At 37.1% G+C, this 25,992-nt stretch carries 26 protein-coding genes and 3 tRNA genes; 3 read left to right on the forward strand and 26 right to left on the reverse strand.

Going from position 1 to position 25,992, the window contains the following annotated elements; genetic code table 11:
• Positions 1-172: 172 nt before the first annotated feature.
• The 8 genes from ACYQ1N_RS00090 to pckA form a co-directional block, all read right to left on the reverse strand.
• Complete coding sequence (locus ACYQ1N_RS00090; RefSeq protein WP_459831247.1) at positions 173-319, reverse strand: DUF739 family protein; 147 nt, start codon at positions 317-319, stop codon at positions 173-175.
• A 772-nt stretch (positions 320-1,091) separates the two neighbouring features.
• A complete protein-coding gene (locus ACYQ1N_RS00095; RefSeq protein ID WP_459831249.1) occupies positions 1,092-1,280 on the reverse strand; it encodes a hypothetical protein in 189 nt (62 codons plus the stop codon).
• Entirely contained in the window at positions 1,264-1,605 is a 342-nt protein-coding gene (locus ACYQ1N_RS00100; protein WP_459831252.1) for a type II toxin-antitoxin system HicB family antitoxin, read from the reverse strand. The genes ACYQ1N_RS00095 and ACYQ1N_RS00100 overlap by 17 nt, the downstream gene beginning before the upstream one ends.
• A gap of 110 nt (positions 1,606-1,715) precedes the next feature.
• Positions 1,716-1,865, reverse strand: a complete 150-nt coding sequence (locus tag ACYQ1N_RS00105) for a hypothetical protein (protein ID WP_459831255.1) — start codon at positions 1,863-1,865, stop codon at positions 1,716-1,718.
• A 240-nt stretch (positions 1,866-2,105) separates the two neighbouring features.
• On the reverse strand, positions 2,106-2,876 hold the full coding sequence (locus tag ACYQ1N_RS00110) for an amino acid ABC transporter ATP-binding protein (protein WP_459831258.1): 771 nt from the start codon (positions 2,874-2,876) through the stop codon (positions 2,106-2,108).
• A gap of 13 nt (positions 2,877-2,889) precedes the next feature.
• Positions 2,890-3,549, reverse strand: coding sequence for an amino acid ABC transporter permease (locus ACYQ1N_RS00115; RefSeq protein ID WP_459831260.1), 660 nt, complete (start codon positions 3,547-3,549; stop codon positions 2,890-2,892).
• Between the two features lie 163 nt (positions 3,550-3,712).
• Positions 3,713-4,516, reverse strand: a complete 804-nt coding sequence (locus ACYQ1N_RS00120) for a transporter substrate-binding domain-containing protein (protein ID WP_459831262.1) — start codon at positions 4,514-4,516, stop codon at positions 3,713-3,715.
• 206 nt (positions 4,517-4,722) lie between these two features.
• Positions 4,723-6,303, reverse strand: coding sequence for a phosphoenolpyruvate carboxykinase (ATP) (gene pckA, locus ACYQ1N_RS00125; protein ID WP_459831265.1), 1,581 nt, complete (start codon positions 6,301-6,303; stop codon positions 4,723-4,725).
• Positions 6,304-6,557: 254 nt separating this feature from the next.
• Between pckA and ACYQ1N_RS00130 the strand changes: the two genes are divergently transcribed.
• Positions 6,558-6,785, forward strand: coding sequence for a hypothetical protein (locus ACYQ1N_RS00130; RefSeq protein ID WP_459831268.1), 228 nt, complete (start codon positions 6,558-6,560; stop codon positions 6,783-6,785).
• 105 nt (positions 6,786-6,890) lie between these two features.
• Here the strand turns inward: ACYQ1N_RS00130 and ACYQ1N_RS00135 are convergent.
• From ACYQ1N_RS00135 to ACYQ1N_RS00200, 14 genes are all read right to left on the reverse strand, one after another.
• A tRNA-Thr gene (locus tag ACYQ1N_RS00135) sits at positions 6,891-6,962 on the reverse strand.
• Positions 6,963-7,026: 64 nt separating this feature from the next.
• A complete protein-coding gene (locus ACYQ1N_RS00140) occupies positions 7,027-7,656 on the reverse strand; it encodes a sigma-70 family RNA polymerase sigma factor (RefSeq protein ID WP_459831271.1) in 630 nt (209 codons plus the stop codon).
• A gap of 13 nt (positions 7,657-7,669) precedes the next feature.
• Entirely contained in the window at positions 7,670-8,479 is an 810-nt protein-coding gene (rlmB, locus tag ACYQ1N_RS00145) for a 23S rRNA (guanosine(2251)-2'-O)-methyltransferase RlmB (protein ID WP_459831273.1), read from the reverse strand.
• A complete protein-coding gene (locus tag ACYQ1N_RS00150) occupies positions 8,479-9,000 on the reverse strand; it encodes a Mini-ribonuclease 3 (protein WP_459831275.1) in 522 nt (173 codons plus the stop codon). The genes rlmB and ACYQ1N_RS00150 overlap by 1 nt, the downstream gene beginning before the upstream one ends.
• On the reverse strand, positions 8,985-10,388 hold the full coding sequence (cysS, locus tag ACYQ1N_RS00155; RefSeq protein ID WP_459831277.1) for a cysteine--tRNA ligase: 1,404 nt from the start codon (positions 10,386-10,388) through the stop codon (positions 8,985-8,987). The genes ACYQ1N_RS00150 and cysS overlap by 16 nt, the downstream gene beginning before the upstream one ends.
• Positions 10,389-10,735: 347 nt before the next feature.
• Positions 10,736-11,401, reverse strand: a complete 666-nt coding sequence (gene cysE, locus ACYQ1N_RS00160; RefSeq protein ID WP_459831280.1) for a serine O-acetyltransferase — start codon at positions 11,399-11,401, stop codon at positions 10,736-10,738.
• Positions 11,402-11,508: 107 nt separating this feature from the next.
• On the reverse strand, positions 11,509-11,976 hold the full coding sequence (gene ispF / locus ACYQ1N_RS00165) for a 2-C-methyl-D-erythritol 2,4-cyclodiphosphate synthase (protein ID WP_459831282.1): 468 nt from the start codon (positions 11,974-11,976) through the stop codon (positions 11,509-11,511).
• Positions 11,977-12,074: 98 nt separating this feature from the next.
• Positions 12,075-12,148: transfer RNA gene (locus ACYQ1N_RS00170), tRNA-Met, on the reverse strand.
• 6 nt (positions 12,149-12,154) lie between these two features.
• Positions 12,155-12,227 (reverse strand) — tRNA-Val (locus ACYQ1N_RS00175).
• Between the two features lie 378 nt (positions 12,228-12,605).
• On the reverse strand, positions 12,606-13,361 hold the full coding sequence (locus ACYQ1N_RS00180; protein WP_177955903.1) for a class I SAM-dependent methyltransferase: 756 nt from the start codon (positions 13,359-13,361) through the stop codon (positions 12,606-12,608).
• Between the two features lie 37 nt (positions 13,362-13,398).
• Positions 13,399-14,871 carry an ABC transporter substrate-binding protein gene (locus ACYQ1N_RS00185; RefSeq protein ID WP_459831284.1) on the reverse strand — a complete coding sequence of 491 codons (1,473 nt, stop codon included), beginning with the start codon at positions 14,869-14,871 and terminating at the stop codon, positions 13,399-13,401.
• A 271-nt stretch (positions 14,872-15,142) separates the two neighbouring features.
• A complete protein-coding gene (locus ACYQ1N_RS00190) occupies positions 15,143-16,084 on the reverse strand; it encodes an oligopeptide/dipeptide ABC transporter ATP-binding protein (protein ID WP_459831286.1) in 942 nt (313 codons plus the stop codon).
• A complete protein-coding gene (locus ACYQ1N_RS00195) occupies positions 16,084-17,823 on the reverse strand; it encodes a dipeptide/oligopeptide/nickel ABC transporter permease/ATP-binding protein (protein WP_459831288.1) in 1,740 nt (579 codons plus the stop codon). Before ACYQ1N_RS00195 ends, ACYQ1N_RS00190 begins: the two co-directional genes overlap by 1 nt.
• Positions 17,810-18,913, reverse strand: coding sequence for an ABC transporter permease (locus ACYQ1N_RS00200; RefSeq protein ID WP_459831290.1), 1,104 nt, complete (start codon positions 18,911-18,913; stop codon positions 17,810-17,812). The genes ACYQ1N_RS00195 and ACYQ1N_RS00200 overlap by 14 nt, the downstream gene beginning before the upstream one ends.
• Before the next feature lie 296 nt (positions 18,914-19,209).
• Here ACYQ1N_RS00200 and ACYQ1N_RS00205 point away from each other — a divergent pair, with 296 nt between their 5' ends.
• Positions 19,210-20,064: a LysR family transcriptional regulator gene (locus ACYQ1N_RS00205; RefSeq protein WP_459831293.1), complete on the forward strand. Its 855-nt coding sequence runs from the start codon at positions 19,210-19,212 to the stop codon at positions 20,062-20,064.
• A 141-nt stretch (positions 20,065-20,205) separates the two neighbouring features.
• Here ACYQ1N_RS00205 and ACYQ1N_RS00210 read toward each other — a convergent pair whose 3' ends face one another.
• On the reverse strand, positions 20,206-20,637 hold the full coding sequence (locus ACYQ1N_RS00210) for a Fur family transcriptional regulator (RefSeq protein ID WP_459831295.1): 432 nt from the start codon (positions 20,635-20,637) through the stop codon (positions 20,206-20,208).
• 124 nt (positions 20,638-20,761) lie between these two features.
• Positions 20,762-22,207, reverse strand: a complete 1,446-nt coding sequence (gene purF / locus ACYQ1N_RS00215; RefSeq protein ID WP_459831297.1) for an amidophosphoribosyltransferase — start codon at positions 22,205-22,207, stop codon at positions 20,762-20,764.
• A gap of 313 nt (positions 22,208-22,520) precedes the next feature.
• On the opposite strand from purF, the gene typA reads away from it, so the two are divergent.
• The gene (gene typA, locus ACYQ1N_RS00220; protein ID WP_459831299.1) at positions 22,521-24,341 is read left to right on the forward strand and encodes a translational GTPase TypA; all 1,821 of its coding nucleotides are present in this window, start codon (positions 22,521-22,523) and stop codon (positions 24,339-24,341) included.
• A gap of 85 nt (positions 24,342-24,426) precedes the next feature.
• Here the strand turns inward: typA and ACYQ1N_RS00225 are convergent, their stop codons facing one another.
• Positions 24,427-25,272 carry a metal ABC transporter permease gene (locus tag ACYQ1N_RS00225; RefSeq protein WP_459831302.1) on the reverse strand — a complete coding sequence of 282 codons (846 nt, stop codon included), beginning with the start codon at positions 25,270-25,272 and terminating at the stop codon, positions 24,427-24,429.
• The gene (locus tag ACYQ1N_RS00230) at positions 25,269-25,970 is read right to left on the reverse strand and encodes a metal ABC transporter ATP-binding protein (protein WP_459831305.1); all 702 of its coding nucleotides are present in this window, start codon (positions 25,968-25,970) and stop codon (positions 25,269-25,271) included. Before ACYQ1N_RS00230 ends, ACYQ1N_RS00225 begins: the two co-directional genes overlap by 4 nt.
• Positions 25,971-25,992: the final 22 nt, after the last annotated feature.

Raw genomic sequence — 25,992 nt, forward strand, 5'->3', positions numbered from 1 at the left:
CCTCCGGTTGTTTCATATACTTAATATTACGAATCAAATCCGTGTTATTTTAAAATTTTATATTTATTGTACACTGTTAATATGTTAATATGCCACATGTTAATATGCCACATGTTAATATGCTGCATTCAATAAAATTAATAAACTTGTCCCGGTGCCCGTATAGTAAGTTTTAAATTAATATCCAACAATATGAGTAAATATTGTTCAATTTTAACGACAATGACCTTTCTGAAATATTCATTTTTTTAGAAAAATTCTTATTAGAGTTATATTTCTCTATAATCCTGCCTTTTAATTTACTGTAGTCGTACGACACAACTTATACCCTTTCTTGATAACCTCATCTTTTTATGTTATATTACTAACATAAAGGGCAGAGACAAGAAGAACTGCCTCGTTATTTCCTTTACTAGCCTTGGTTATTTTTTAGCCAGGGCTTTAATTTTTTCTTTTAAAGTTTCATATTTTTTGCAATCATTTTCTTTCCATAAATCTAAATACTCTGTACTCGTATGAGTATCGAAATCAGGTAAATAAATAGAATAATATTTATTATCAATATTTTTTATAAAGACTGGATATACTGTTCTCATAATATAATTTTTATTGAAAAAGTTTTTTAAAAAAGTTATTATGACTTAAAAGGGCTTGTACCTTGTATTCCGTATTTACAAAATACAAGCCCCTTTTTTATCTTCGGAACCCTTGGCATTGTTTGATGATTTCTTTTACTTTAAAATCTTCAATTTCACGATGTCTTTCTATCGGTACAAGCCATTTTCCATTGGAATAAATATCGTGGTTGCCATCAGTTCGTGAAAAGTTTAATCAAAAATTTATTTTTGATTAAACAGCGCCTATAGGGCATTAAATAATACAGTGGACTCCATGCTTGTTTAAAGTGTGGAGTCTTTTGTTTTATAACAATTCATTTTGCAAGTTACCGACAAGTTAGATTAGCAGCATATATAAGTAAGCCAGCTGAGCGGGAGAGCCTTGAACTGGTAAGTGTTCTTTTTTATTGCTAAATTTTACATAAAAAATCCCTTGAAAGCTTTCACGCTCTCAAGGGATTTTAAACAACAATATTATTTATTAATATCTTTTCTAATTAGGTCAATTATATATGCATTTTGACTATCAACCGCTGCTAATTTCTCCAACACATCTATATCTTTTTCTTTATGAAATCTAAATGTTTTCTTTTGATAAGTTTTAGCGTCATACTTTTTTATTGCGTTTCTTTGTGCTTCTGTTGTCTTATTTGATTGTTCCATTATTTAACCTTTCTAATAACTCTCTATATGTTGTTGTATCTTTATCTATATCAACATATGTTAATTCACCATCAGAGAATATAAAATCATCACTGTCAGCTCGTTCTTTTGCAATTAATACCGCTTGTTCATAATTAGATGGCTCGGGAATTGCTTCATTATTATTTTCTAACATCACATAACAATCACTTATGTAATCTCTTGCCATTTCCATGACTTCGGCTATATCTAAATGCTCTGCCTCTGTAAATCCGTCAAAATCCGGTATATATATTAAATAATAACTATTGTTTTGTTTATATATAATCGGATATGCTATTTTCATATTTATCTCCTTTTAATCTTTACATTGTTATGCTACTATGTAAAAAGGCTTGAACTTGTCAGGAACAAGCCTTTTTAATACTTTTTTAAATTAAGGTTTACAGCGTTTTATTATTGCTTTTGATAAGTTTTCATCAATTTCCCTATGCCTTGGTATTTGTTCAAGTCTTTTACCATTGCTATAGGTATCATGATTGCTACCATGACGACAAAAGCAATAGCCGTATTCCTTAATTTTTTTATTAATTCTCTTTGTTCCATTCTCCCACTTTCTGATTATAATAATAACACAATTTTATATATAAAGAATGCTTTATATACTGTTTTCTATTAAAGCCGTTCAGAAACGATTAAGGCACAAAAGAATAGATAAACTAAATTATATATTAAACGGAGATTTGTATGCACATTCCAAAACTTGCAAACAAAATATAAACAAATGATGTTTTCATTAATAAAAAAAGTGGCTCAAATACAGTATTTAAGCCACTTTGTATAATTTTATTCTTTATTTTTTGCGTAATTACTAAGGAATTGTTTTGTTCTTTCTTCTTTCGGATTGTCAATGACCTGCTTAGGATCTCCCTGTTCTATAATTCGTCCGCCGTCCATAAAAATAATTTTATCGGCGACATCCCTTGCAAACGCCATCTCGTGAGTAACAATAATCATGGTGGTTTTCTTATCCGCCAATCCTCTTAAGACTTTAAGTACCTCACCGGTCAATTCCGGATCAAGAGCACTTGTAGGTTCATCAAAGCACAAGATATCCGGCTTCATTGCAAGGGCTCTTGCAATGGCAACTCTCTGCTGCTGTCCTCCGGATAATTGATGAGGATAGTTATCCATTCTGTCTTCCAGCCCCATCTGTTTCAGTATTTCCCTGCCGTGTTCTTTGATACTGTCTATACTTTGACCGTTTTCTTTGGCATGAACGATCGGTGCAAGAGTAACATTTTCAAATGCGGTATATTGCGGAAACAGGTTAAACTGCTGAAACACCATACCGAAATGTGTTCTGTTGGCTCTTATTTCCTTATCGGATCTCGTTCGGATATCGCTTCCGTCAAACAGCTGTCTGCCTCTGACGGTAATGGTTCCGCCGTCGGCAATTTCCAAAAAATTAAGGCATCTCAAAAGTGTTGTTTTACCGCTTCCGGACGAACCTATTATGGATATTGCCTGTCCCTCTTCAAGGTCAAAATTAATATCTTTAAGCACTTCTGTTGAACCGAATTTCTTTTTTATATTTTTTACTTCAAGTAAAGCCATATTCATCTCCACATCAACAACGGAAATAATCCATTTTCTTTTCAATATAGTGGAATATTAACGTGAGCAATCCACTAAATGCAAGGTAAAACGCTCCTGTATAGAACAGCGGCCATATAAGACCGGCACTCTTAATAAACGCCTGACCGTTCCATATAATTTCATACACGGAAATAACTCTCGCAAGAGAAGTATCCTTAACCAATGTGATTATTTCATTGGACATAGGAGGGATAATTCTCTTGATAACCTGTTTTAATATAATCTTTCTGAATATTTGTCCCTTTGTAAGACCGAGAACCTCTCCGGCTTCTCTCTGTCCTATTGGAATAGCCTGTATTCCGCCTCTGTATATTTCGGAAAAATAACATGCATAGTTAATAACAAATGCAACCAATGCCGCTATAAATCTTCCGACATTGTCGCTTCCCCATGCATTCCACCCAAACAGAAGACCGGGTCCGAAATATATTATGATTAATTGCAAAAGAAGAGGCGTTCCTCTGACTATCCATATTATAAATTTAATCGGGTATTTGATAACCGCTATTTTGCTCATTGAGCCGAGGCATATGAGCAAACCTAACGGAAGTGCAAATAACAATGTAAGACCAAATATCTCCATTGTTGTAAGGAAGCCCTCTAACAGAGAGAGCGTAACCTGTACGAACATTTTGTATATCCTTTCTTAATGTCAGTACGACATAAACAAAGCTGCCGCATTTTCCGCCCCGGAAACAACATCCTGAGGCGAGACTGTATATGCGACAGCCCCGTTTATCTTATAAAACTTATAATACAATAACGGTTAAATAATAACCGACTGTATTGTATTATCACTTAACAATTGCATCCTGTACGCCGTATTTTTTAGCTGTTTCTTCGAATGAACCGTCACTCTTGAATTTTTTAAATTCTCCGTTGATGTATGCTGCAAGATCCGAACCCTTACGGCATCCTACAACATAATCTTCTTCAGATAACTCTAAAATGTGTGTAAGATCCGAATAATCCGTATTAGGGCCTACCATTGCACCAGCCATAAGAAGGTCGATTATGGCAGCCTGTGATGTTCCGGACTTAACTTCAAGAAGAGCATCTGCCTGTGAAGTCTTTGCCGTATAATTATATCCGTTTTCCTTTGCAACCGCTTCACCGGCAGAACCCGCTTCTACGGCAAATGTTAAATTCTTTACACTGTTTTCATCAGTGTAATTGGCTGCATCCGTACTCTTAAGAACAACTGTCTGAGCATTCTTGCAATAGCTCTCCGTACATTCCATGGAGTCTTTTACTTCATTTGTAAGAGTCATGCCGTTCCATATTACGTCAACACTCTTATTGTTAAGCTCTAAAAGCTTGTTGTCCCAGTCGATTTCAACAAATTCAACTTCAACTCCCAAATCGGCTGCAACTTTTTTCGCAAGATCCGCATCGAATCCTACCCATTCATTGTTGGCGTCTTTATAATCCATCGGAGCAAAATCCGTAATACCGACTATTAACTTACCTTTATTCTTAATATAATCTACATCGTTGTCGGCTTTTGTGCTTCCGCCTGTTGATCCGCCGCCTGCACAACCCGCAAATGTAATTGCCGCAGCAGCTACCATAGACAAACCAAACAATTTCCTTTTCATAATATTCCTCCGCAAAACTTTTCTCAATACATCAATCCCTGTTTAACGCTCTGTTAATTTATCACGCTAAAGCGTTATAATATTAGCATATAAAAGTCAGAAATTCAATACTAAACAGCAAAAAAGTCATTTTTTGAACTTATATAAAATTCAAAAAATGACTTTTTATTTATACTGACTGATTATTTTGTTGTTTTTCGGTTATATTATCCCTTCGGTCCCGCATCTTTTATCTCATCGGGCATGTTAGGATATTTCTTTTCAAAATTCTCTTTGAACATTCCGGCAAGTTTTTTCGCCTGAACATCATAAGCCGTAACATCTTCCCATGTATCTCTCGGATCCAGAATGTCGGAAGGCACATCCGGACAGCTTACGGGAACATCAAGGTTAAATGTATCGTTATGAATATAATGTACATTTTTCAAATCTCCCTTTAACGCCGCCGTAACCATGGCTCTTGTATATTTTAACTTCATGCGGCTTCCCACTCCGTAAGGTCCGCCTGACCAGCCTGTATTTACCAAGTATACGTCAGTGCCGTACTTATCCAGTCTCTCGCCCAACATCTCTGCATAAACCGATGCGTCAAGAGGCATAAACGGTTCACCGAAAAGCGTTGAAAATGTCGGAACCGGTTCCGTTACTCCTCTTTCCGTACCGGCTAACTTGGATGTAAAACCCGTTACAAAGTGGTACATTGCGGCATTTCTTGACAGTTTTGATATCGGCGGAAGCACACCGAACGCATCAGCCGTAAGAAAGATAACCACTTTCGGAATGCCTCCGATACCGGGAATCTGTGCATTCGATATGAAGTCCACAGGATAGCCTACGCGGGTATTTTCCGTTATTGTGTCGTCATAATAGTCCGGTACTCTGTTATTATCGACAACAACATTTTCAACTACCGAACCGAACTTGATTGAGTTATATATCTCAGGCTCTCTCTCTTCTTCAAGATCTATGCATTTTGCATAACAGCCGCCCTCAAAGTTAAAAATACCCTCGTCCGACCATCCGTGCTCATCGTCACCTATAAGCTTTCTGGAGGGATCTGCGGAAAGAGTTGTCTTTCCGGTTCCGGATAATCCGAAAAATACTGCCGTATCTCCCGTTTCCGGATCCATATTGGCTGAACAATGCATCGGAAGAATATTTTCTTCAACAGGCATTACATAATTCATAACAGCAAAAACCGTCTTTTTTATCTCACCCGAATATGCAGAGCCTGCAATAATTGCAAATTTCGCTTCATAATCAATGATAATAGCGGCTTCGGAATTAATACCGTACTTTTCAGGGTCACATTTATACCCCGGAGCTGCCAGGATGGTAAAATCAGCTTCGCCGAAATTCTTAAGTTCTTCTTCCGTCGGACGAATAAGAAGATTTCTGATAAATAAATTCTGTGACGGAAGTTCGTTAATAACTCTGAACTTTCTCGTAAACTTCTTATCCGCTCCGGCAAATCCGTCAAATATGAACACTTCTTTATTGTTCATGTATTCAATCATATCTTTTTTTATCGAATTAAAAACTTCCCTTGAAACAGGTCTGTTTACATTGCCCCAAGATATGTTTTCGTGAACACCCTCCGAATCAACTATGAACTTATCTTTAGGAGATCTGCCGGTATACTTCCCCGTATTTACAAGAAGCGCACCCTTATCCGTAAGTCTGCCTTCTCCGCGTATTATGGTTTTTTCCACAAGCTCCGCGGGACAGAGATTTCTGTATACTGCGGAAGGAGCGATACCAAGTCTGTCTACTCCGTAATTTTCCATTTTCCCCTCCTAAAACACAACCATTTTGAAATAAATATACGGGTCATTATATAATACGAAATATCAAATGTAAAATAACAGACAAAATAAAACAGCCAAGGAATTTATTTGTTATATACATTTTTTTCTGATAGTATGATAAAAAATATTTTTAATTTTGTAACATTTTAGGACAATCCGCATTTACAAAATGTAAATTGTCCGATAAAAATATTATGTCGTTTAATGTATTCATATTATCAAGGAATAAATCTATGAAAAAATTCGTTCAGATTCTCGCATTAATTACTGTTATAGCCGTGGCGGTTCTTGTAATACTTACATTTATATTTGCTTTTATGACAACTCCCCAAAGTAATGTCATATTTACAAGATTGGTTGCCGCAGACATAATAGTTCCCGTTTCCGTGTATGTGTTTCTGCTTATTGTTAAACAGATACAAAAAAAGAGCAAACGGGACAGGGAAGATAACGGGATGTAATTTCACCGTATTCCGATATTTTACTGCGATTGCCCCTTTTTTCAGTAAACTGAAATCAAAAAAACCGTATTCACAAGGAATACGGTTTTTTTGATAAAAGTTAAAAGCTGATGAGGAGATTTGAACTCCCGACCTCTTCATTACCAATGAAGTGCTCTGCCCCTGAGCTACATCAGCACAAAGGCTGTAACATGACAGCCTCTATATATTAATTTATATATTCATAAATGTCAACAATACATCAATCCTTAAATAATTTTCTGGCTTTAAGCTTTATTCTCTGCATCGCGTTGTCAATTACTTTTTCGTCTTTACGGAGTTTTAAAGCAATTTGCCTGTAGTCATACTCCATAAACATCATTTTGCAAACAGATTTCTCAAAGGGACTCAGAACTTTCATCAGTTTGTTTCTTTTTTCAAGATTATCTTCTTTTTTTACAATCAGAAATTCGGGATTTGATATACCGTTATCGCTCAACAGCGTATCTCCGGATGAATCATTATAATTATTGTCGGTTTCCGTCGGCAAAGACGTATTGAGAGGCATGTTTTTTTTACTGTTGTCTTTTGTGACAGCCGTTAAAATCTGCCTTTTTATACATGTATATGCGAATGTGGAAAATTTTGCCAAACCGTCTTCTCTATAGTCTCTTACAGCCTTATATAAACCTATCATACCTTCCTGTATGAGGTCATCATTATCTCCGCTTACAAGAAAGAAGTCCTTTGCTATTTCCAAAACCATGTTTTTGTATCTTAACATGATAATATCAAAGCAGAATGTCTCACCTTTTTTATACATGTTAAGGAGTTCTTCATCAGTATAATCACTGTAATGAAAATGCAAATCATTTGTATCCGTATCACTCATAATCTTAACCCGATTACATTGTTCTCGCTCTTACAACTTCGTATGCAAGGACACCCGCCGCAACAGAAGCATTTAACGATTCTATCTCTCCTCTTACCGGAATGGAAACCGTAAAGTCGCAATTCTTTCTTACAAGCTTGGAAACACCGCTTCCCTCATTTCCGATTACAATACCTATGGCGCCGGAAAGATTGGCTTTATACATATTTTCTCCGTCCATGTCGGCACATGCAATCCAAAGTCCCTTTTCTTTTAACTCCTCTATTGTTCTGTTAATATTCGTAACCTTTACGACCGGTGTAAAATTAGTGGCTCCCGCACTTGTCTTTACAACAACCGGAGTTATGCCCGCAGCGTGTCTTTTCTCTATAATTACGCCGTGAGCCCCGGAAACATTGGCGGTTCTGATAATGGCGCCCAGGTTGTGAGGATCTTCTATTTCATCTAATATAAATACAAACGGAGGCTCTCCCTTCTCCTGCGCCTTGGCAAATATGTCTTCCAAACTGCCGTATGAATTCTCCGCACACTTTGCTATTACACCCTGATGATGTCCCGTAAGCGAAAGTTCATTAAGTCTTTCCTTGCTTACAAAATAATATATTGTATTATTTTTCTTCGCCTCTCTCAGTATTGTATTAATCGCTCCGTCCCTGCAGCCTTCAAGGAGAAATACCTTATCTATCGTCACTCCCGCCCTGAATGCTTCGATTACGGGATTGCGCCCCTCTATCTGCCCGTTGTTCTGCGTTTCTTCAGCGTCCGCAGCTGAAAAACCGGACTTTGATTTATCTCTGTAATTGTTCTTCTTAAAATTGTTCATTATTCTTTCCCATCGGTATTCGGTTCTTTAATACCGTCTATACCTGTTTTTACTAACTCCGTTATTCTGCCTGTTTTCCCGGATAAATATAAATATCCCACCAACGCCTCAAAACCGGTAGCCTTCATATATTCTCTGAATGAAGCATTTTTTGACTTTGTGTTGGGCTTTGAATTAACGCCTCTCCTGTAAACTCCCGTCTCTTCTTCATTTAACATCGGAAGAATTATATCGGCAATTTTGCTCTGTGCCTTGGCACTTACAAGTAATACCGCATCTTTGTTAAGCTTTGCAACCTGCCTGTTTCCTTTAAGTACAAGAGCGGTTCGAATTATCAAGTCATATACACTGTCTCCGATATATGCAAGCAAAATGGGACTTACGAATTTAGGATCGTTGTTGCCGTTTTTATCGTTTATTAATTCCGCGATTCCGTATGGATCTGACAAAGAGATCTCTCTTAACTCCGCTCCGTATTCCGAACCGCCGCCCTGTAATATATTATTTATTTTCTCTTCCAATGTACGCCGTCCCTGCTGTCCTCTAATATTATTCCCTTTGCTTCAAGCTCGTCACGTATTTCGTCGGCTCTTGCGAAATCTTTATTTTTTCTTGCAGCTGTTCTTTCTTCTATCAGTTTTTCAATATCACTGTCAAGAAGTTCCTCTTTAGGTTCAACGTCAAGTCCGAGTACACCGCATAAAGTTACAATGGTGTCGGCAAGGAACTTTAAAATATCCGCACTTGAATCTTCATTTGCATATGTGTTGGCAATTTTAACAAGGTCAAATACGGCAGCAACGGCAAATGCGGTATTAAAGTCATCATCCATGGCGTCTTCAAATGACTTTTTACACTTATTAACTTCCGATACTATATTTTGCTCACTTTCCTTTATGGCTCCGGATGCATTCTCCGCCAATCTGTCAAGTGTACTTACACATGTTTTAATTCTTTCAAGACCGTTTTTTGCGGATTCCATTAATTCATCGCTGAAATTAATCGGATTTCTGTATTGAGCGCCAAGCATAAAGAATCTGAGTACCGACAGGTCAAATTTAGAGGCAATGTCTCTTACCGTTAAGAAGTTCCCCAGGGACTTGGACATTTTTTCTTTATTGATGTTTAGAAATCCGTTGTGCATCCAATATTTTGAAAATGTTTTGTCATTTGCCGCTTCCGACTGGGCAATTTCATTTTCGTGATGAGGGAATATAAGGTCTTCTCCGCCTGCATGGATATCAATCTCGTCTCCCAAATATTTCTTGGCCATTACGGAACATTCGATGTGCCATCCCGGTCTTCCGTCGCTCCAAGGCGAAGCCCAAAACGGTTCTCCCTCCTTTTTCGGTTTCCATAAAACAAAGTCAAGCGGATCTTCTTTATTATCCTCACCCGAAACCTTTATGTCTCTGTGTCCCGCTTCCAAATCTTCTATGTTCTTGTTGGATAACTTACCGTAATCCTTAAACTTTCTTACCCTGTAATATACCGTACCGTTGGAGTTATATGCATATCCCTTATCAATAAGCTCGCTTATCATATCAATCATGTCAGGGATTACTTCCGTTGCAAGGGGATGGATGACATTTTTACTTATATTCATTCCGTCCATATCTTTAAGGCATTCTTCAATGTATCTTGTGGAAATTTCTTCTGAAGGAACTCCCTCCTCAATAGCCTTTTTAATTATTTTGTCATCGATATCCGTGAAGTTTGATACATATGTTACGTCATATCCCTTATATTCAAGATAACGCTTTACCGTATCAAATATTATCATCGGTCTTGCGTTTCCTATATGAATAAGGTTATATACCGTAGGTCCGCATACATACATTTTCACCTTTCCCGGTTCTACCGGTACGAATTCTTCTTTTTGACCTGTGAGGGTATTATATATTTTCATAGAGATTGCTCCTAACATACTAAAATAAAATGCACTGTACCGTAAAATCTAAAACACAATATCATATATTATTTAAATATTATTTTTTGAATATACAGCAAAAAAAGTCTCAAAGAGACTTATATAATCCAGTTTATTATAATAAATTTCCGTCAAAAATGCTAATAATATGTGTTGTTTAACATATAAGATTTGCCCTGCATTTCCCCCGTAAATATATAACAAAAGAGAGAAGTAAATAATACGGAATCTCTCCGGTCCCCTACAGTCAAATAAACGGACCGCAACGGTAAAATCTGCTTCTCCCTTTTGTATATGATGTAATATTGTGTAATTGCATTCAAAAATTAAAGCTCAGAAAACTTCTTTTCTAAATTTGCAATTCTTCTTTTAAGTTCTTCGTTCTCGCGTCTGAGAGCCTCAAGGTCCGGAAGAACCGGATCCGGAATATCCACCTGATCAAGATCTTCCACTTCAACCTTGGCATTGCCTCCCTTTACTATTCTGGCAGGAATGCCGACTACCGTAGTATCGGACGGAACATCCTTAACCACCACGCTTCCGGCTCCTATCTTGACGTTGTTTCCGATAGTAATGGATCCGAGCACTTTAGCACCCGCACCGACCAGTACATTATTGCCGAGAGTAGGATGCCTCTTGCCCTTTTCTTTTCCGGTTCCTCCCAGGGTAACTCCCTGATAAAGAGTAACATCATTGCCGACAATCGCCGTTTCTCCGATTACAACTCCATGTCCGTGATCGACAAAAAAGTTTTCTCCTATGGTTGCTCCCGGGTGAATTTCAATTCCGGTCTCGTGTGCAACCTTTTGCGATAACTTTCTGGCTTCATAGAATTTATCGTTTAAAAATAATTCATGTGCTCGAATATATCCCCAAACCGCCCAGAAACTTGGATATAATTCCACTTCACATTTTGTGTGAATTGCAGGATCTTTTCTTTTGATAAGTTCAAACTGCTGTTCTTTATATTCTTCAAATGTTACCTTTTTCATAAAGATACCCCTTTTATGTTATATTCATACAACCGGTCAAACCAAAATATTATTTTTTATTTTATAAAATATCTTCATCATTGTATATAAACAATTATATTTTATTGTTATTCGATAAGACAAACGGCATTAGACGCTATGCCGAGCCCGGCTCCCGTAAATCCCAGACCTTCCTCGGTGGAGGCCTTAACATTTACACATTTTATGTCTATATCAAGCGCATTTGCTATGTTTTTTCTCATATTGTCAATGTGAGGTCTCATTTTAGGCGCCTGGGCAATTATTGTTGCGTCTATATTAACGACTTCATATCCCTCGGCTTTAATAAGCTTGCCGGTTTCACTGAGTAATTGTAAACTGTCTGCTCCCTTAAACCTCTCATCGCTGTCAGGAAAATGCAATCCTATGTCGCCGAGTGCCGCAGCCCCGAGAAGCGCATCGGAAATCGCATGAAGAAGCACATCCGCGTCAGAGTGTCCCAACAATCCCTTCTCATAGGGAATGTGTACGCCTCCGATTATAAGTTCCCTGCCTTCCACAAGTTTATGAACGTCATATCCTATTCCTACTCTCATATTCAATTACCTCACATGCACCCTGCGTGCCGAATCTTCCTTTCTACGATATGGTTATAAAGCAAAAAAGCACCGGAAATCCGGTGCCTTAAAAGTAGTAGCGAGAAAGAGATTTGAACTCTTGACACCACGGGTATGAACCGTGTGCTCTAGCCAACTGAGCTATCTCGCCGGGATATGGGACCAATAGGGCTCGAACCTATGACCCTCTGCTTGTAAGGCAGATGCTCTCCCAGCTGAGCTATGATCCCATATATGTCAGTCGCTCCGTGCGACTTGATAAGAATAACAAAATATCATATCTATGTCAATAACTTTTTTCGATTATTTTTATACAAAAAAGGTCGGCTCAAATGAGCCGGCCCTCCGTTTTAATGTCTGCTTAATTAGTTTATTTGGTTTGTTTATACTTTATGAATTTTGTTCAATTAGTTTATGTTTTGTGGAGTATATTTTGTTTATACTTTGTGTAGTTTGGTTTATTTTTAGTTGTTTGTGTTTCGTAGAGTTAAATTCGTTTGTTCTATTAATTTATACTTTTGTCAATTTTTATTACTTAGTTTTGTTTATACTTTTGGAAAATATTTTTGTCTTTGGAATGTAATATTATTTTTACAATGATTGAAATATTACTTTTCAATAACAACCATAAACATTGGGGTTGCTCCATATACAAGTTTTCTTGCATCATCCCATACATACTTATATATATTGAAGTCGCACATAATTTTGCTTATATCACATTTCATAAAGAAGTTCATATCCCATTCAGGTCTCTTCACCTTACACAGAGGCATTTGGGTTCTGAAGTCTACACCCTCTTTTGTATGATTATCAAGTTCATTGTTACTAAATTTTAATCTATATTCTGCAGCATTTTTTTTATACTCTTCCATAACTTTTTCATCAAAATACTGATAATTCCAGTTTGCGTCAAAAATTATTAATTTACCGCCTTTTTTTAGAACTCTGAGCCATTCGAGATAACTTTTTTCCGGATTTGATAGAGTCCATGCAACATTTCTGTTTATTACGCAGTCAAATGATTCTGCTTCGAATGGCAGATCATCAGCGCTTTCACACATCAAAGTTGCCTCAACATTATTTCTTTTTAGATTTTCTTTTGCTTCGTCTAACATAGTGACAGATGAATCCACTCCGGTTACCCTATGCCCAAGTTTTGACATTATAATCGGAAAAAAACCTGGTCCGGTTCCAATATCAAGTACATCCAAGCCTGTTTTATGACTTAATACACCGTCAATAACAGCACTCCATACTTCTGGCATTTCACTGTTAAGTTCCTTATTAACTATGTTGGAATACTCCTTAGCTTCATATGTCCAATTTTTCTTAACAAGTTCATCTAGATCAATGTTGCCCATATATTATTCTCCCTTTTAATTACAATTTTCAAAATAATCAATTCTTAACATCTAATGTTGTCCAGTTGATTGGTGCATAGTTGTTAACACCAAGATCTAATACAGACACTCTGCTTGAAGTTGCGAATGCTGTTACAGGATAATACATAGGAATAACATATGCCTGATCATTAATCTGCTTGAAAATCTTGTCATATCCAGCCTGTCTTTCATTATCTGTTTTAGCTACAAGTGTGGAATTGATATTCTCAACTAATGTGTTGTCTAACCATAATTTAGCTTTTCCATTGGCTGTTTTAAGTGGAGAGAATAACTGCTTCATATCTCCATGCGGAAGCCATGAGTCAGATGATGTTCTGTTAATAATAAGATCATATCCTGTTGCTGCCATTTCATGCTCGTTAAATGCATTTGTATCTACAGGATTTAATGATAATCCAATTCCTACCTGCTGAAGCTGTGACTGAGTGTATTCTGCCATTGTCTGGAACTCAGGGAACTCCTGTGTTGTATACATAATGCTAAGTTCTAATTCCTTGCCATCCTTATCAAGTGTTCCATTGCCGTTAGAATCCGTGTAACCGGCTTCCGCAAGTAAGCTCTTAGCTTTTTCAAGATTATATTCATAACCAGGGCTGTTCTCTTCTGTTACATATGGAACCAGCTCCGAATTGTAAAGTCCCTTTGCAGCCTTTCCTTCTCCATAGAATAAATTATCAACCATTGTCTGTTTATCTATTGCGTAATTTAATGCCTGTCTTACCTTCACATCCTGTGCAAAATCAGCAGACTGATTAAATGCTATATAGTATGCACACATTGTGTCCATTTTCTTAATGTTAAATCCTGATGCTTCCAAATCTTTTAAGTCTTCCATTGGAATCTTACCAAGCAGGTCACCACCGATGATATCAACTTCACCATTCTTAAGGGCCATTGTTCTTGCCTGTCCGTCCTTTATAACTTTGAATCTGATTCTCTCAAGCTTTGGTTTCTCACCCCAATAGTCAGGATTAGCCTTAAGTACGAATTCTTCATCCTTAGTGTAACTTTCAAGCATCCACTGTCCTGTTCCTACAGGTGATGAGAATTCACCCATAACTTCACCGTTATCCTTGATAGAATCAGGACTTAAGAATCTTACAGGTCTTGGATATGACATTTCTGTAAGAATTGGATATGCATTCGAGTTAAATGTTACCTGGATTGTATAATCATCTACTACTTTTATATCATCAACTTTATATGATGTCAGAGAGGAATGTCTGTCATTGTTAACCCAACGCTTAAGATTAAATTCTACTGCCTGTGCATTAAAGTCAGTTCCATCTGTAAATTTAACACCTTTTCTTAAGTGGAATGTGTATGTCTTCTGGTCTTCAGAAACATCCCATGATGTTGCAAGAAGAGGTGTTATTCCATCCTTTCCGCCGTCTTCAGTAAACCCTTCATAAAGCATTTTGTAGATTACATGAGGTCCTTTATATGAAGCTGCATCTAAAAGATTCATTTCACCATCTCTGTAAATGGCTACTGTAATTTCTTTTTCACCTGATTCAGTTGCTGTATTATTTGCCGCATTTCCACCTGATCCACATCCTGCTAATGCTCCTCCAAGGATTAATGTTGATGTTCCAAGTGCTAATAACTTTCTCTTTAAGTTGAATTTTTTCATAACCATCGCTCCATCTGATAATATTATTGTTTATATATCTGTCTTTAAATTTTTATACTTTTAAAATCGATGTTTAAGCCACACCACCTCCTTAAAGCCTGACAACTTAATGATAATGACAGGCTGTATAGTGATTTTCGCCTATACTTTTAAGTTCCGGTGCACAATCCCTGCATTTTTCGGTTCCTTCAAGACATCTTGAATAGAATGGACATCCCGTTCCCTGAGGTTTTTCCTCTGTCAAAAACAGAATCCTGTTAGCTCTTCTATCGTATGGATCAGCCCTGAGTTTCGCTGCAATAAGTGCTTTGGTATATGGATGTTTAATATCATCTTCATTTTTCAGATTAGGTATAATCTCCATAATTGTTCCCGCATACATTACAATTACCTTCTGGCAAATGTAATTAACCGCCGTAATATCATGAGAAATAAACATGTATGTCAGATTTCTCTCTTCTCTAAGCTTAATAAGCAGATCAAGAACTTTATTTCTTATGGAATAATCCAGATTAGATACCGCTTCATCACACACTATGAATTCTGGATTAGTAACAAGAGCTCTTGCTATTCCCACTCTCTGCCTCTGTCCACCTGACAATTCTTCAGGATACCTGTTTAAATGTTCTTCGCTTAAGCCTACATCCTCCATAATGGACACAAGTGTTTTTTCCACATCAATATCTTTTCCCATGTTAAAGTTATCAATTGATTCGCGTAATATCTGTCTTACACTCATATATGGATCAAATGCATCTCCCGCGTTCTGGAAAATCATCTGCATGTACTTTCTGTAGGGCTTCATTTTTTTAAAATTCAGGTCGCTTATTAATGTATCCTTATAGAACACATCTCCCTCATCTGCTGTTTCTAAATTAAGAACGAGCTTTCCCAATGTAGTTTTGCCACATCCGGACTCACCTACAACTCCGATAATGTCCCCCTGTTTTATATCCAGAGATATTTCATTTACCGCTGTTAAATATTCTCTTTTTGAAAGCGGAAAATGTTTAGATATATTACTTATTTTTATAAGAGTATTCTCCATTACACCGCCTCCAGTTTCTCATGTGTGGCATTAATCAGTTCCTTTGTATAATCTCCCTCAGGAGCATTAAATATGTCATATACATTTCCTGATTCCTCTACCTCACCATTGCTCATTACATATACGTAGTCCGCCATCTGGGCTACGATTCCTAAATCATGAGTAATAAGAAGTATGGATACTCCTGAATCTCTTATTTTTTTAAGTTCTTCCAGGATAACTGCCTGAACTGTAAGATCTAATCCACTTGTAGGTTCATCAGCTATTAAAATCTTGGAATCTGAAACAATGGCCATTGCAATCATTATTCTCTGACACATTCCTCCGGATAATTCAAATGGATACTTTTCCATTACTTCCTTAGGATTACGCATTCTTACTTTCTTTAAAGCATCAATACATCTTTCATAAGCTTCCTCATGGGGAATTTTATTGTGCAGAGTAATGCACTCCATCATTTGCTTTTTAACTTTTACTACCGGATTAAGAGCACTTACAGGTTCCTGGAACACTGCTGATATTTCTTTACCATAAATATTTTTCTGCTCTTTTTCTGACAGCTTAAGTAAATCAACTCCGTCTAATAATATTTCACCATTTACAACCTTTCCTGGATTATCAATCAGGTTAAGAACAGACATGGCAATGGTTGATTTTCCGCTTCCGCTTTCACCTATTATTGCCGTTATCTTTCCACGTCTTATGTTCATAGAAACATTATTAACGGACTTCACAGGGTTATCAGCATCCACAAAGTAATGTGTAGAAAGATTTTTTACTTCTAATACATAATCGTCGTCCTCATCTTCATCTGACTGATCTGTAGGAACAACCATGTTCTTCATTGACTTAATAAAAAAATCCAGCTTTCTCTTACTTACCTTTCCTGAACCGGATGTTGACTTTAAGGCATTGTCCAGTCCCTCTCCAAATAAGTTAAGACTGAAGATTGTAATCATAATTGCAATACCGGGCCAGACTAAAAGCATTGGAGCTGTGGCGATATATTTTCTTGCATCACTTAACATTACTCCCCAGTCAGCCTGCGGTGGTTGTGTTCCCAGTCCGATAAATGAGAACCCCGCAATATGCATAATTACAGCCGCAAATCTGAGAGTGAGATATACAATCATTGGAGAAAGAGAATTCTTCAAAACATGCTTTGTTATTATCTTACATCTTGATGATCCGCTTGCCTCCGCTGCCAATATGTAGGTTTTACCCTTAATCTTAAGCACTTCACTTCGAAGTATTCTTGCAAATGGAGCCCACCATAAAGCAACCAATACTATCATTACATTCATCAAACCAGGTCCAAGTATTGCAACTACTGCAAGCGCAAGGAGTGAAGATGGAAATGTAGACACGATGTCAGCCAGTCTCATTATTAAGTTGTCAATAAATCCACCGTAATATCCCGCAATAAGTCCTAAAGGAACACCTACAAGAATTATTCCGCATATTACGACTATGGCACTGATAACTGTTGTCTGTGCACCCATAATCAGTCTTGAGAATGTATCTCTACCCATGTTGTCTGTTCCCAGGATATGTTCCATGGATGGCGACTGAAGTCTTATGGTTACGTCAGCTGCATTCGGATCATAAGGTGTAAGAAAATTGGCAAATATTCCTATAAATACAATAGATAAAAATACTATTCCTGCGACTACGCCAGCTTTATCTTTTAAAAATCTGTGAAAGGCCATTTTCAATGGGCTGTTATTATTCTTTTTCATGTTTACCTCCCATATTTTCGCCTGCTGCATTTTCGGCAGTTCCAGGTATGCCTACATCTCCCGTTCCATTTGGAAATGGATTTTTAGCTGTTACATTTTTCTTCTTTTTACCTGATGCGAATGTCATGGCCTTCCAGGCTTTTCTTCCTGTATCTCTCTGTAATCTTATCTTCGGATCAACAAACATATATATGATGTCTACCGTCAGATTAATGATGATATATGCCAGTGCAATAATCATTAAATAGCATTGAATTACCGCAAAGTCCTTTGATTTAACGCTGTTTATTGCGTAACCCGCAACACCGTTCCATGTAAATATTGATTCAACTGCAAAGCTTCCTGATATCATTCCACCAAAGTTTGTTGCTACCAATGTAAGACAAGGTAAGATTGAATTTCTTAATCCATATCTTATAAGTGCAGTTCCCTTTGTCATACCCTTTGCTCTTGCGGCCTTAATATAAAGTGAATTTGATACTTCAATAAGATTTGCACGAAGCATTCGTATGTAAATGCATGAGTAGCCTATACTCATGGTTATGGCCGGCAACCATACATATGCATAATTACTTCCCGCAATTACAGGGGCAACACCAAGATTTACGCTAAAAAGATAGAGTAATAAGAGTCCAATCCAGAATTCCGGCATAGAAACTCCAATAATTGTTATTACTCTGATAATGTAATCCACGATGCCATTTGGTCTTCTTACAGCAATAAGTGCAAGTGGAATAGCCACTCCTATGGCAATGATACTTGCAACTAATACAAGAAATAATGTATTTGGAAATCTTGTCATTATCTCCTCAAGTGCCGGCTTTCCACTCACATATGAGTTACCAAAGTCCAGCATAAACGCCCCCTTTAACCAAAGGAGATATTGAACAATCAGAGGTTTATCCAAACCCAGTTCTATTCTCATTGCTTCTACATTTTCCGGAGTTACCTGAGCGCCGGTGTTTCTTACCGCTATTTCAGCAGGATCTCCTCCTGATAAATTGGTAAGCGCAAATGCGAATACAGTTACCGCAATTAACATCGGAATTATCTGGATAACTCTTTTTAAGATGTATGTGCTTATTTTCATTTATTTATCCCTTCATAATTCATTCATTTCTTCCCTTCCGTGATTTTCTGAAATTATAAAATAGATATTTTTTTACAAGAAATTATTAAAAGTTTGGAATTATCATAATTTTTTTCATTTTTTTCCATATTCGGACACAAATGAATAAAAAATATCATTTATATTACGTACATAGTAATCTAAGTGATAATTTTTATTCATTTAATATTTATTTTTTGTACAAATATCCATATATGGGGGATGCTTCATTTTCATGCCTACTATATACTGTTTCTATGAAATTAAAGGAGTAAATAATGAATTCGGAAATTATAAGAACATTCATAACATTATCGGAGGAGAAAAGTTACGTAAAAGCCGCATATTCTCTGTTTGTTACACAGTCCACGGTAACTAAACGAATTAAAGAATTAGAAAGTGAAATGGGCAAAACTTTATTTAATAAGAACGGTAATTCAATATCACTTACTAAGGAAGGGGTAATATTTTTAGACTATGCTCTGAAATATGAAGAATTAGAGAAGAAAGTTCACTCCGACTTCCATGCCACAAATATTTACACAAATACTGTTAATATCGGTTCGACAAAGTGTATATATGAATCTCATTTGAGAAAACCTACTCTCCAGTTAATGAATGACAAAGAAAAATCATTGTCCGTAAATGTCAGACTGGAGCACTCAAGATTGTTATACAGCGGACTAAACAATAACATTTACGATATTGTATTTTCATATGTTAAACCTTTAGATACATCATTAACATACAGAACATTTAAAGAAGAAGAAATTATATTTGTTTCAAATTCAAGAAATCTCGTCCATATCGAAGAGATTGACATTGAAAATTTAATCAAACTCCCCATTATTTATTCTAAATTTGTATCGACTCCGGGCTTTAAGTTTATTGATGATTTATTTCCGAAAAACTATCGTTTTAAAATGAATATGTCCGTAATAAGCGAAATTGTTTACTTTCTTTTAAATGGGACTTATTATGCCTTTTTACCTAAGGGAATTATAAAAAATGAACTTGAAAACGAACTTCTGAAAGAAATTAAAATTACAGACTTCACTATTCCGAATTTACTTTCATATGCAACTATAAAGCAAAAGAAAAACACATGGTTACTTGATTATTTCTGTAATTAATGATTTTAAAACTATAAAATATTATTTATCACCAGCATAAGATTTCAAGAAAAATATTTGACCAATCAATATAATACAAAAAGCCCGAAGCTACTCAGACCATGTGTCTGGTAAATTCGGACTTTTTTATATGAGTATATTTTAATTATCTCTGCAATTCCTGCATTTTCCAAATACAGTAAGATTTACTTCTTGGGCTTTAAATGAATAATCTTTAAATACCTGATCACTGATTTCATAAGGCAGATTGTCATCAATATATTCAGTACGCCCACACACAGTACATATGAGCGTATTATTTGAATTCTTCTTAGTAAGGCTATTAAATAAGTCATCAAACAATCCTAATTCTTCAATGATTTTAACCGTTCTGAATACAGTAGCCGTACCAATTAGCGGATTCTTTTTCTTAACACACTGATATATGGATTTCGCATGAAAATGGTATCCCGCCTGTTCAATCATTTCACGCACTATAATCCTTCTCTGTGGAGTAATTTTATATTCTGCTTCTTTAAGTCTGCTGATTATTACATCTTCTAATGTATCCGTTGAAACTGTATTTTTATCCATATTAACAGCTCCTCTAATATATCTGTATTACATTAAGTATAATTATACTTAATGGCTATAATTTTAAAATACCATTTTAAAATTATAGCCATTATATTAATTCTTGTTTTATAAAAACAATTTATTATTTCTTATTCTTCTTTTCAAGATATTCCTTTGGAGGCTCCACAGGGTAATTGCCTGAGAAACATGCATCGCAATATCCCTTATGTCCGAATACCACATCGTCCAAATCTTCCAAATCAAGAAATCCCAAAGAATCGGCGTTGATATATTCACATATCTGTTCAACATTTCTTCCCGTTGCTATCAGGTTCTCTTCGGACGGAATATCAGTACCGAAGAAACAAGGATGAAGGAAGAGAGGTGAGCTTATTCTTACATGAACTTCCTTTGCTCCGGCAGCACGAAGCATATTTACTATTCTTAAAGATGTTGTTCCGCGAACAATTGAATCATCAACGATAACGACTCTCTTGCCTTCGATGGCTTCCTTAATCGGATTAAGCTTTATCTTAACGGCTGTCTCTCTCTGAGACTGACGCGGTTTGATAAATGTTCTGCCCACATAACTGTTTTTTATAAATCCGTTAATATAAGGTATTCCTGATTCCATGGCATATCCGAGTCCTGCGGGATTTCCCGATTCCGGAACTCCGAATACAACATCGGCCTCAACAGGGAACTTTCTTGCAAGTATCTTGCCTGCCTGTATTCTTGAAGCATTTACTCCCACTCCGTCAAATACACTGTCCGGTCTTGAAAAATAGATATTTTCAAATATACATCTTGCAGGGGTAGGAGCCGCCAACTCTTTGTTGGAAGTGATATTGCCCTCTGAATCGATGATAACTATCTCTCCGGGTTCAACATCTCTTATGAATTCCGCATTTACAGTGTCAAGAGCACATGTTTCGGAAGTAATGAAATATGTATTATCTCTCTTTCCGATACAAAGTGGTCTGAAACCAAATGGATCTCTTACACCAATTAACTTTCTCGGACTTGTAATTACAAGTGAGTATGCACCTCTGAGCTGCTTACATGCATTGAGAAGAGCTTCTTCAACTGAATTTGTCTTAACTCTTTCACGCGCTAAAAGATATCCAACGATTTCTGAGTCAGAACCGCTCTGGAAAATAGCACCATCATATGAAAGCTTCTCTTTAAGCTCATTTGCATTAACGATATTACCGTTGTGTGTTAATGCAAGCGTTCCCTTATAATAATTTACAACGAGAGGCTCGGCAAATTCTATTCCGGACTTACCCGCTTCCGAATAACGTACATGTCCTACGCCGAGATTGCCATGCATCTTATCAAGCTTTTCCTGATCAAAAACTTCATTAACAAGCCCTCTGCCCTTATTACATGTAATCACTCCCGTAGGTCCGTTCGTATCACTTACGGATATACCGCTGCTCTCCTGTCCTCTGTGCTGAAGAGAAAACAGTCCGTAATATATGGTCTGTGCTACATTATCTCCGTCCAAATCATAAGCGCCAAAGATTCCACATTTATCATGTGGCTTTTCGTCAAAAATGTCATCGAAGTCCATATGCTCGTTCATTAATTTGTGATCCTTTCAATACTAAAAAGCTTACTCAGCTGCATAAAATACCTGTTACAACAAAGCATTTACAAAAATCAATAAAATAATATAACATGAGAAACCCATTTGCAAATATAACGTAAATAAATACAATATACATTTTATTCAGATTATAAAGTTTTTAACTGTTTTCTTTAACAAATATAATATTAATGGCATATACAGTTATGTTGTGATAGAATGTAAAAGTTATATTTTTTTGAACCGTAATATTACATATTATAAGGAATAATCTATATACAAATTGATCAGAATCTGAAAGGACAAAATAATGAGTACATGTGAGAATATCAGGAATATCGCCATTATAGCCCATGTTGACCACGGTAAAACATCCATGGTTAACGAGCTTCTTAAACAGAGCGGTACATTCCGTTCAAATCAGACGGTTGAAGACAGAGTTATGGATTCCAACGACCTTGAAAAAGAAAGAGGAATAACAATACTTTCAAAGAACACATCCGTATTCTATAAAGATACAAAAATAAATATTATTGATACACCGGGACATGCTGACTTCGGCGGAGAGGTTGAACGTGTTCTCAAAATGGTTAACGGTGTTGTATTAATCGTTGATTCCTTCGAAGGCGTTATGCCCCAGACTAAATTCGTATTGGATAAGGCTCTTTCTCTTGATCTCTCTGTTATCGTATGTATAAACAAGATTGACAGACCCGACAGCAGACCTCAGGAAGTTATCGACGAAATACTTGAACTTTTCATAGAGCTCGGAGCAAATGACGAACAGCTTGACTGTCCGTTTATTTATGCATCCGCAAAGTCAGGATATGCTCTTAACGAACTTGACGATGAACCTAAGGATCTTACTCCTCTGTTTGAGGCCATCGTTAATCACATTCCGGCTCCGGGCGGCAATCCTGACGCTCCTGCACAAATGCTTATATCCACAATAGATTACAATGAATTCACCGGACGAATCGGCGTAGGTAAATTGGATCAGGGATCTCTTAAGGTAAATCAGGAAGTTGTTATAGTTAATCACCATGATGAAACAAGAAACAAAAGGGTGAGAATAACCAAACTGTATACATTTGAAGGCTTAAACAAGACAGATGTTGATGTTGCCACATGTGGTGATATTTACGCAGTATCCGGTATCACGGATCTTAAAATAGGCGATACCATATGTGATGTAAACAATCCTGATCCGATTCCGTTCCAGAAAATATCCGAACCTACCATATCCATGGATTTCATGGTAAATGACAGCCCTCTTGCAGGAAGAGAAGGTAAATTCGTTACATCAAGACACATAAGAGACAGACTCTTTAACGAACTTAATACCGATGTGAGTCTCCGTGTGGAAGAAACTCCGGGTGTGGAAAATTCATTTAAGGTTTCCGGACGAGGAGAGCTTCATCTTTCCGTTCTTATCGAGAATATGCGCCGTGAAGGGTATGAATTTGCGGTCAGCAAGGCCGAAGTACTGTATAAAGAAGAAAACGGTAAGAAAATGGAGCCTATGGAAAATGCGGTAATTGACGTTCCCGAAGAATATTCAGGTTCCGTTATTCAATCTCTTTCTCAGAGAAAGGGCGAACTTCTCGGAATGGCACCTATTGCCGACAATAACACAAGACTTACATTCAGAATCCCTTCAAGAGGACTTATAGGATACAGAGGTCAGTTCCTTACGGAAACAAGAGGTAACGGAATAATCAACACTTCTTTTGACGGATATGAAGAATATAAGGGTGATATTTCATACAGGAAAAACGGATCTCTTATAGCATACGAAAGCGGTATTGCCGTTACATACGGTCTGTTTAACGCTCAGGAGCGCGGCTCATTGTTTATATCACCCGGCGAAGAGGTTTATGCCGGTATGATAGTCGGAGAAAATCCGAGAACGGAAGATATTGAAGTAAATGTATGTAAAACCAAGCATCTTACAAATACCCGTGCAGCCAGTGCAGACGATGCTCTTCGTCTTGTTCCTCCGACAATTCTCAGCCTTGAGCAGGCTCTCGATTACATCGATACAGATGAGCTTCTTGAGATTACTCCGGAACATTTAAGACTACGTAAGAAAATTCTCGATTCAAAGAAACGATACAGAGCAAATAAATAATCCGATTTATATATTATCGGTTTATTTGCGCGACAACATTATCTGTTATAAAAAATGTCACAGGCATAAACCGCCTGTGACATTTTTATTTTCTGCATATTTTTCCGATAATAAAAAATGAAATAAATACGATAATATCAACCACAACTATGGTTGCCCCGACCGGAGTGCCGGCAACTATGGATATCAAAATGCCCGCTGCCGAGGTGCAGACGGCAAGGATACCCGAACATATTGTAACGCTTAGAAAGCTTTTGAATATTCTCATTGCCGAAACAGCCGGAAAAACAACCAAAGCGGATATAAGCAATGACCCTACAAGATTCATCGCAACCACAATAACCACCGCAATGACCACCGCAATAAGTAAATTATATGCACTTGCTCTCGTTCCCGCGGCCCTGGCAAAGTCCTCATCAAACGTAACCGCAAATATTTTATTATAGAAGAATATAAATACGGCTATTACCGCCGATGCCAATATTCCGCACCAGACTGCATCCGTAACCGAAAGTGTAAGTATGGATGTTGATCCGAACAGAACGCTGTCTATATCACCTGCTATGTTGCTTGACGTAGGAAAAATATTCATAATCAGATAACCCACGGCCAGAGATCCCACGGATATCATGGCTATGACGGCGTCTCCCTTTATCTTGGCTTTTTGACTTGTGCGAAGCATAAGAATCGCACATATCACCGTAACAGCAATTACAAGAGGCATGTTGTTGGACAATTTCATTACGGTTGCAATAGCAATTGCTCCGAATGCAATATGCGACAGCCCGTCTCCTATAAACGAAAATCTCTTAAGCACAAGAGTCACTCCGAACAGCCCCGAGCATAAAGCAATAAGAACTCCCACTATCAAAGCATATCTGACAAAAGGATATTGCATATACAGTGCTATTTTTTCAAAGACTTCCATCATATATCCTCCCGTTCAATAAATTTACTGCCTAAATTGCTCGCCAGATACTCTTCTTTAGTTCCGAAAAACGGTTTTTCGCATATATGTAATATATGACTTGCCTCTCTTATTGCAACATCTATGTCATGAGAAATCATAATTATTGTTATTCCTTCTTTATTGAGCCCGGAAATGAGTTCATACATTTCTGCCGTCACCTTTGGATCAAGCCCCGATACAGGTTCGTCGAGCAAAAGCATTTTTTGTGTTGCGCAAAGTGCTCTTGCAAGCAGAACCCTTTGCTGCTGTCCTCCCGATAATTCCCTGTAGCACCTTTTGGAGAATTCTTCGATTCTCATTCTCTTCATGGCGTCTGAAGCCATCTCTTTCTCATGTTTATTATAGAACGGTCTGAGGCCTGCCCTTGACTGACATCCCGATAAAACTATTTCTCTTACGGAAGCAGGAAAATTCTTTTGGACGTCTGTCTGTTGCGGCAGATAACCTATATCTCCCTTTTTCATATTATCACCGAAAAATATATCTCCGCTCATAGGCTTATTTAATCCGAGTATTGTCTTCATAAGAGTACTTTTACCTGAACCGTTTTCACCTACTATACACAGATAATCTCCGCTGTTAACGGAAAAGGAGAGATTGTTCAATATGGTTTTGTTGTCATATCCGAGCGATACGTTTTCACATATAAGCTGCGCCATGTTTTCTTCCTCCGTAATACTT

Source organism: Howardella ureilytica (genome assembly GCF_054657495.1).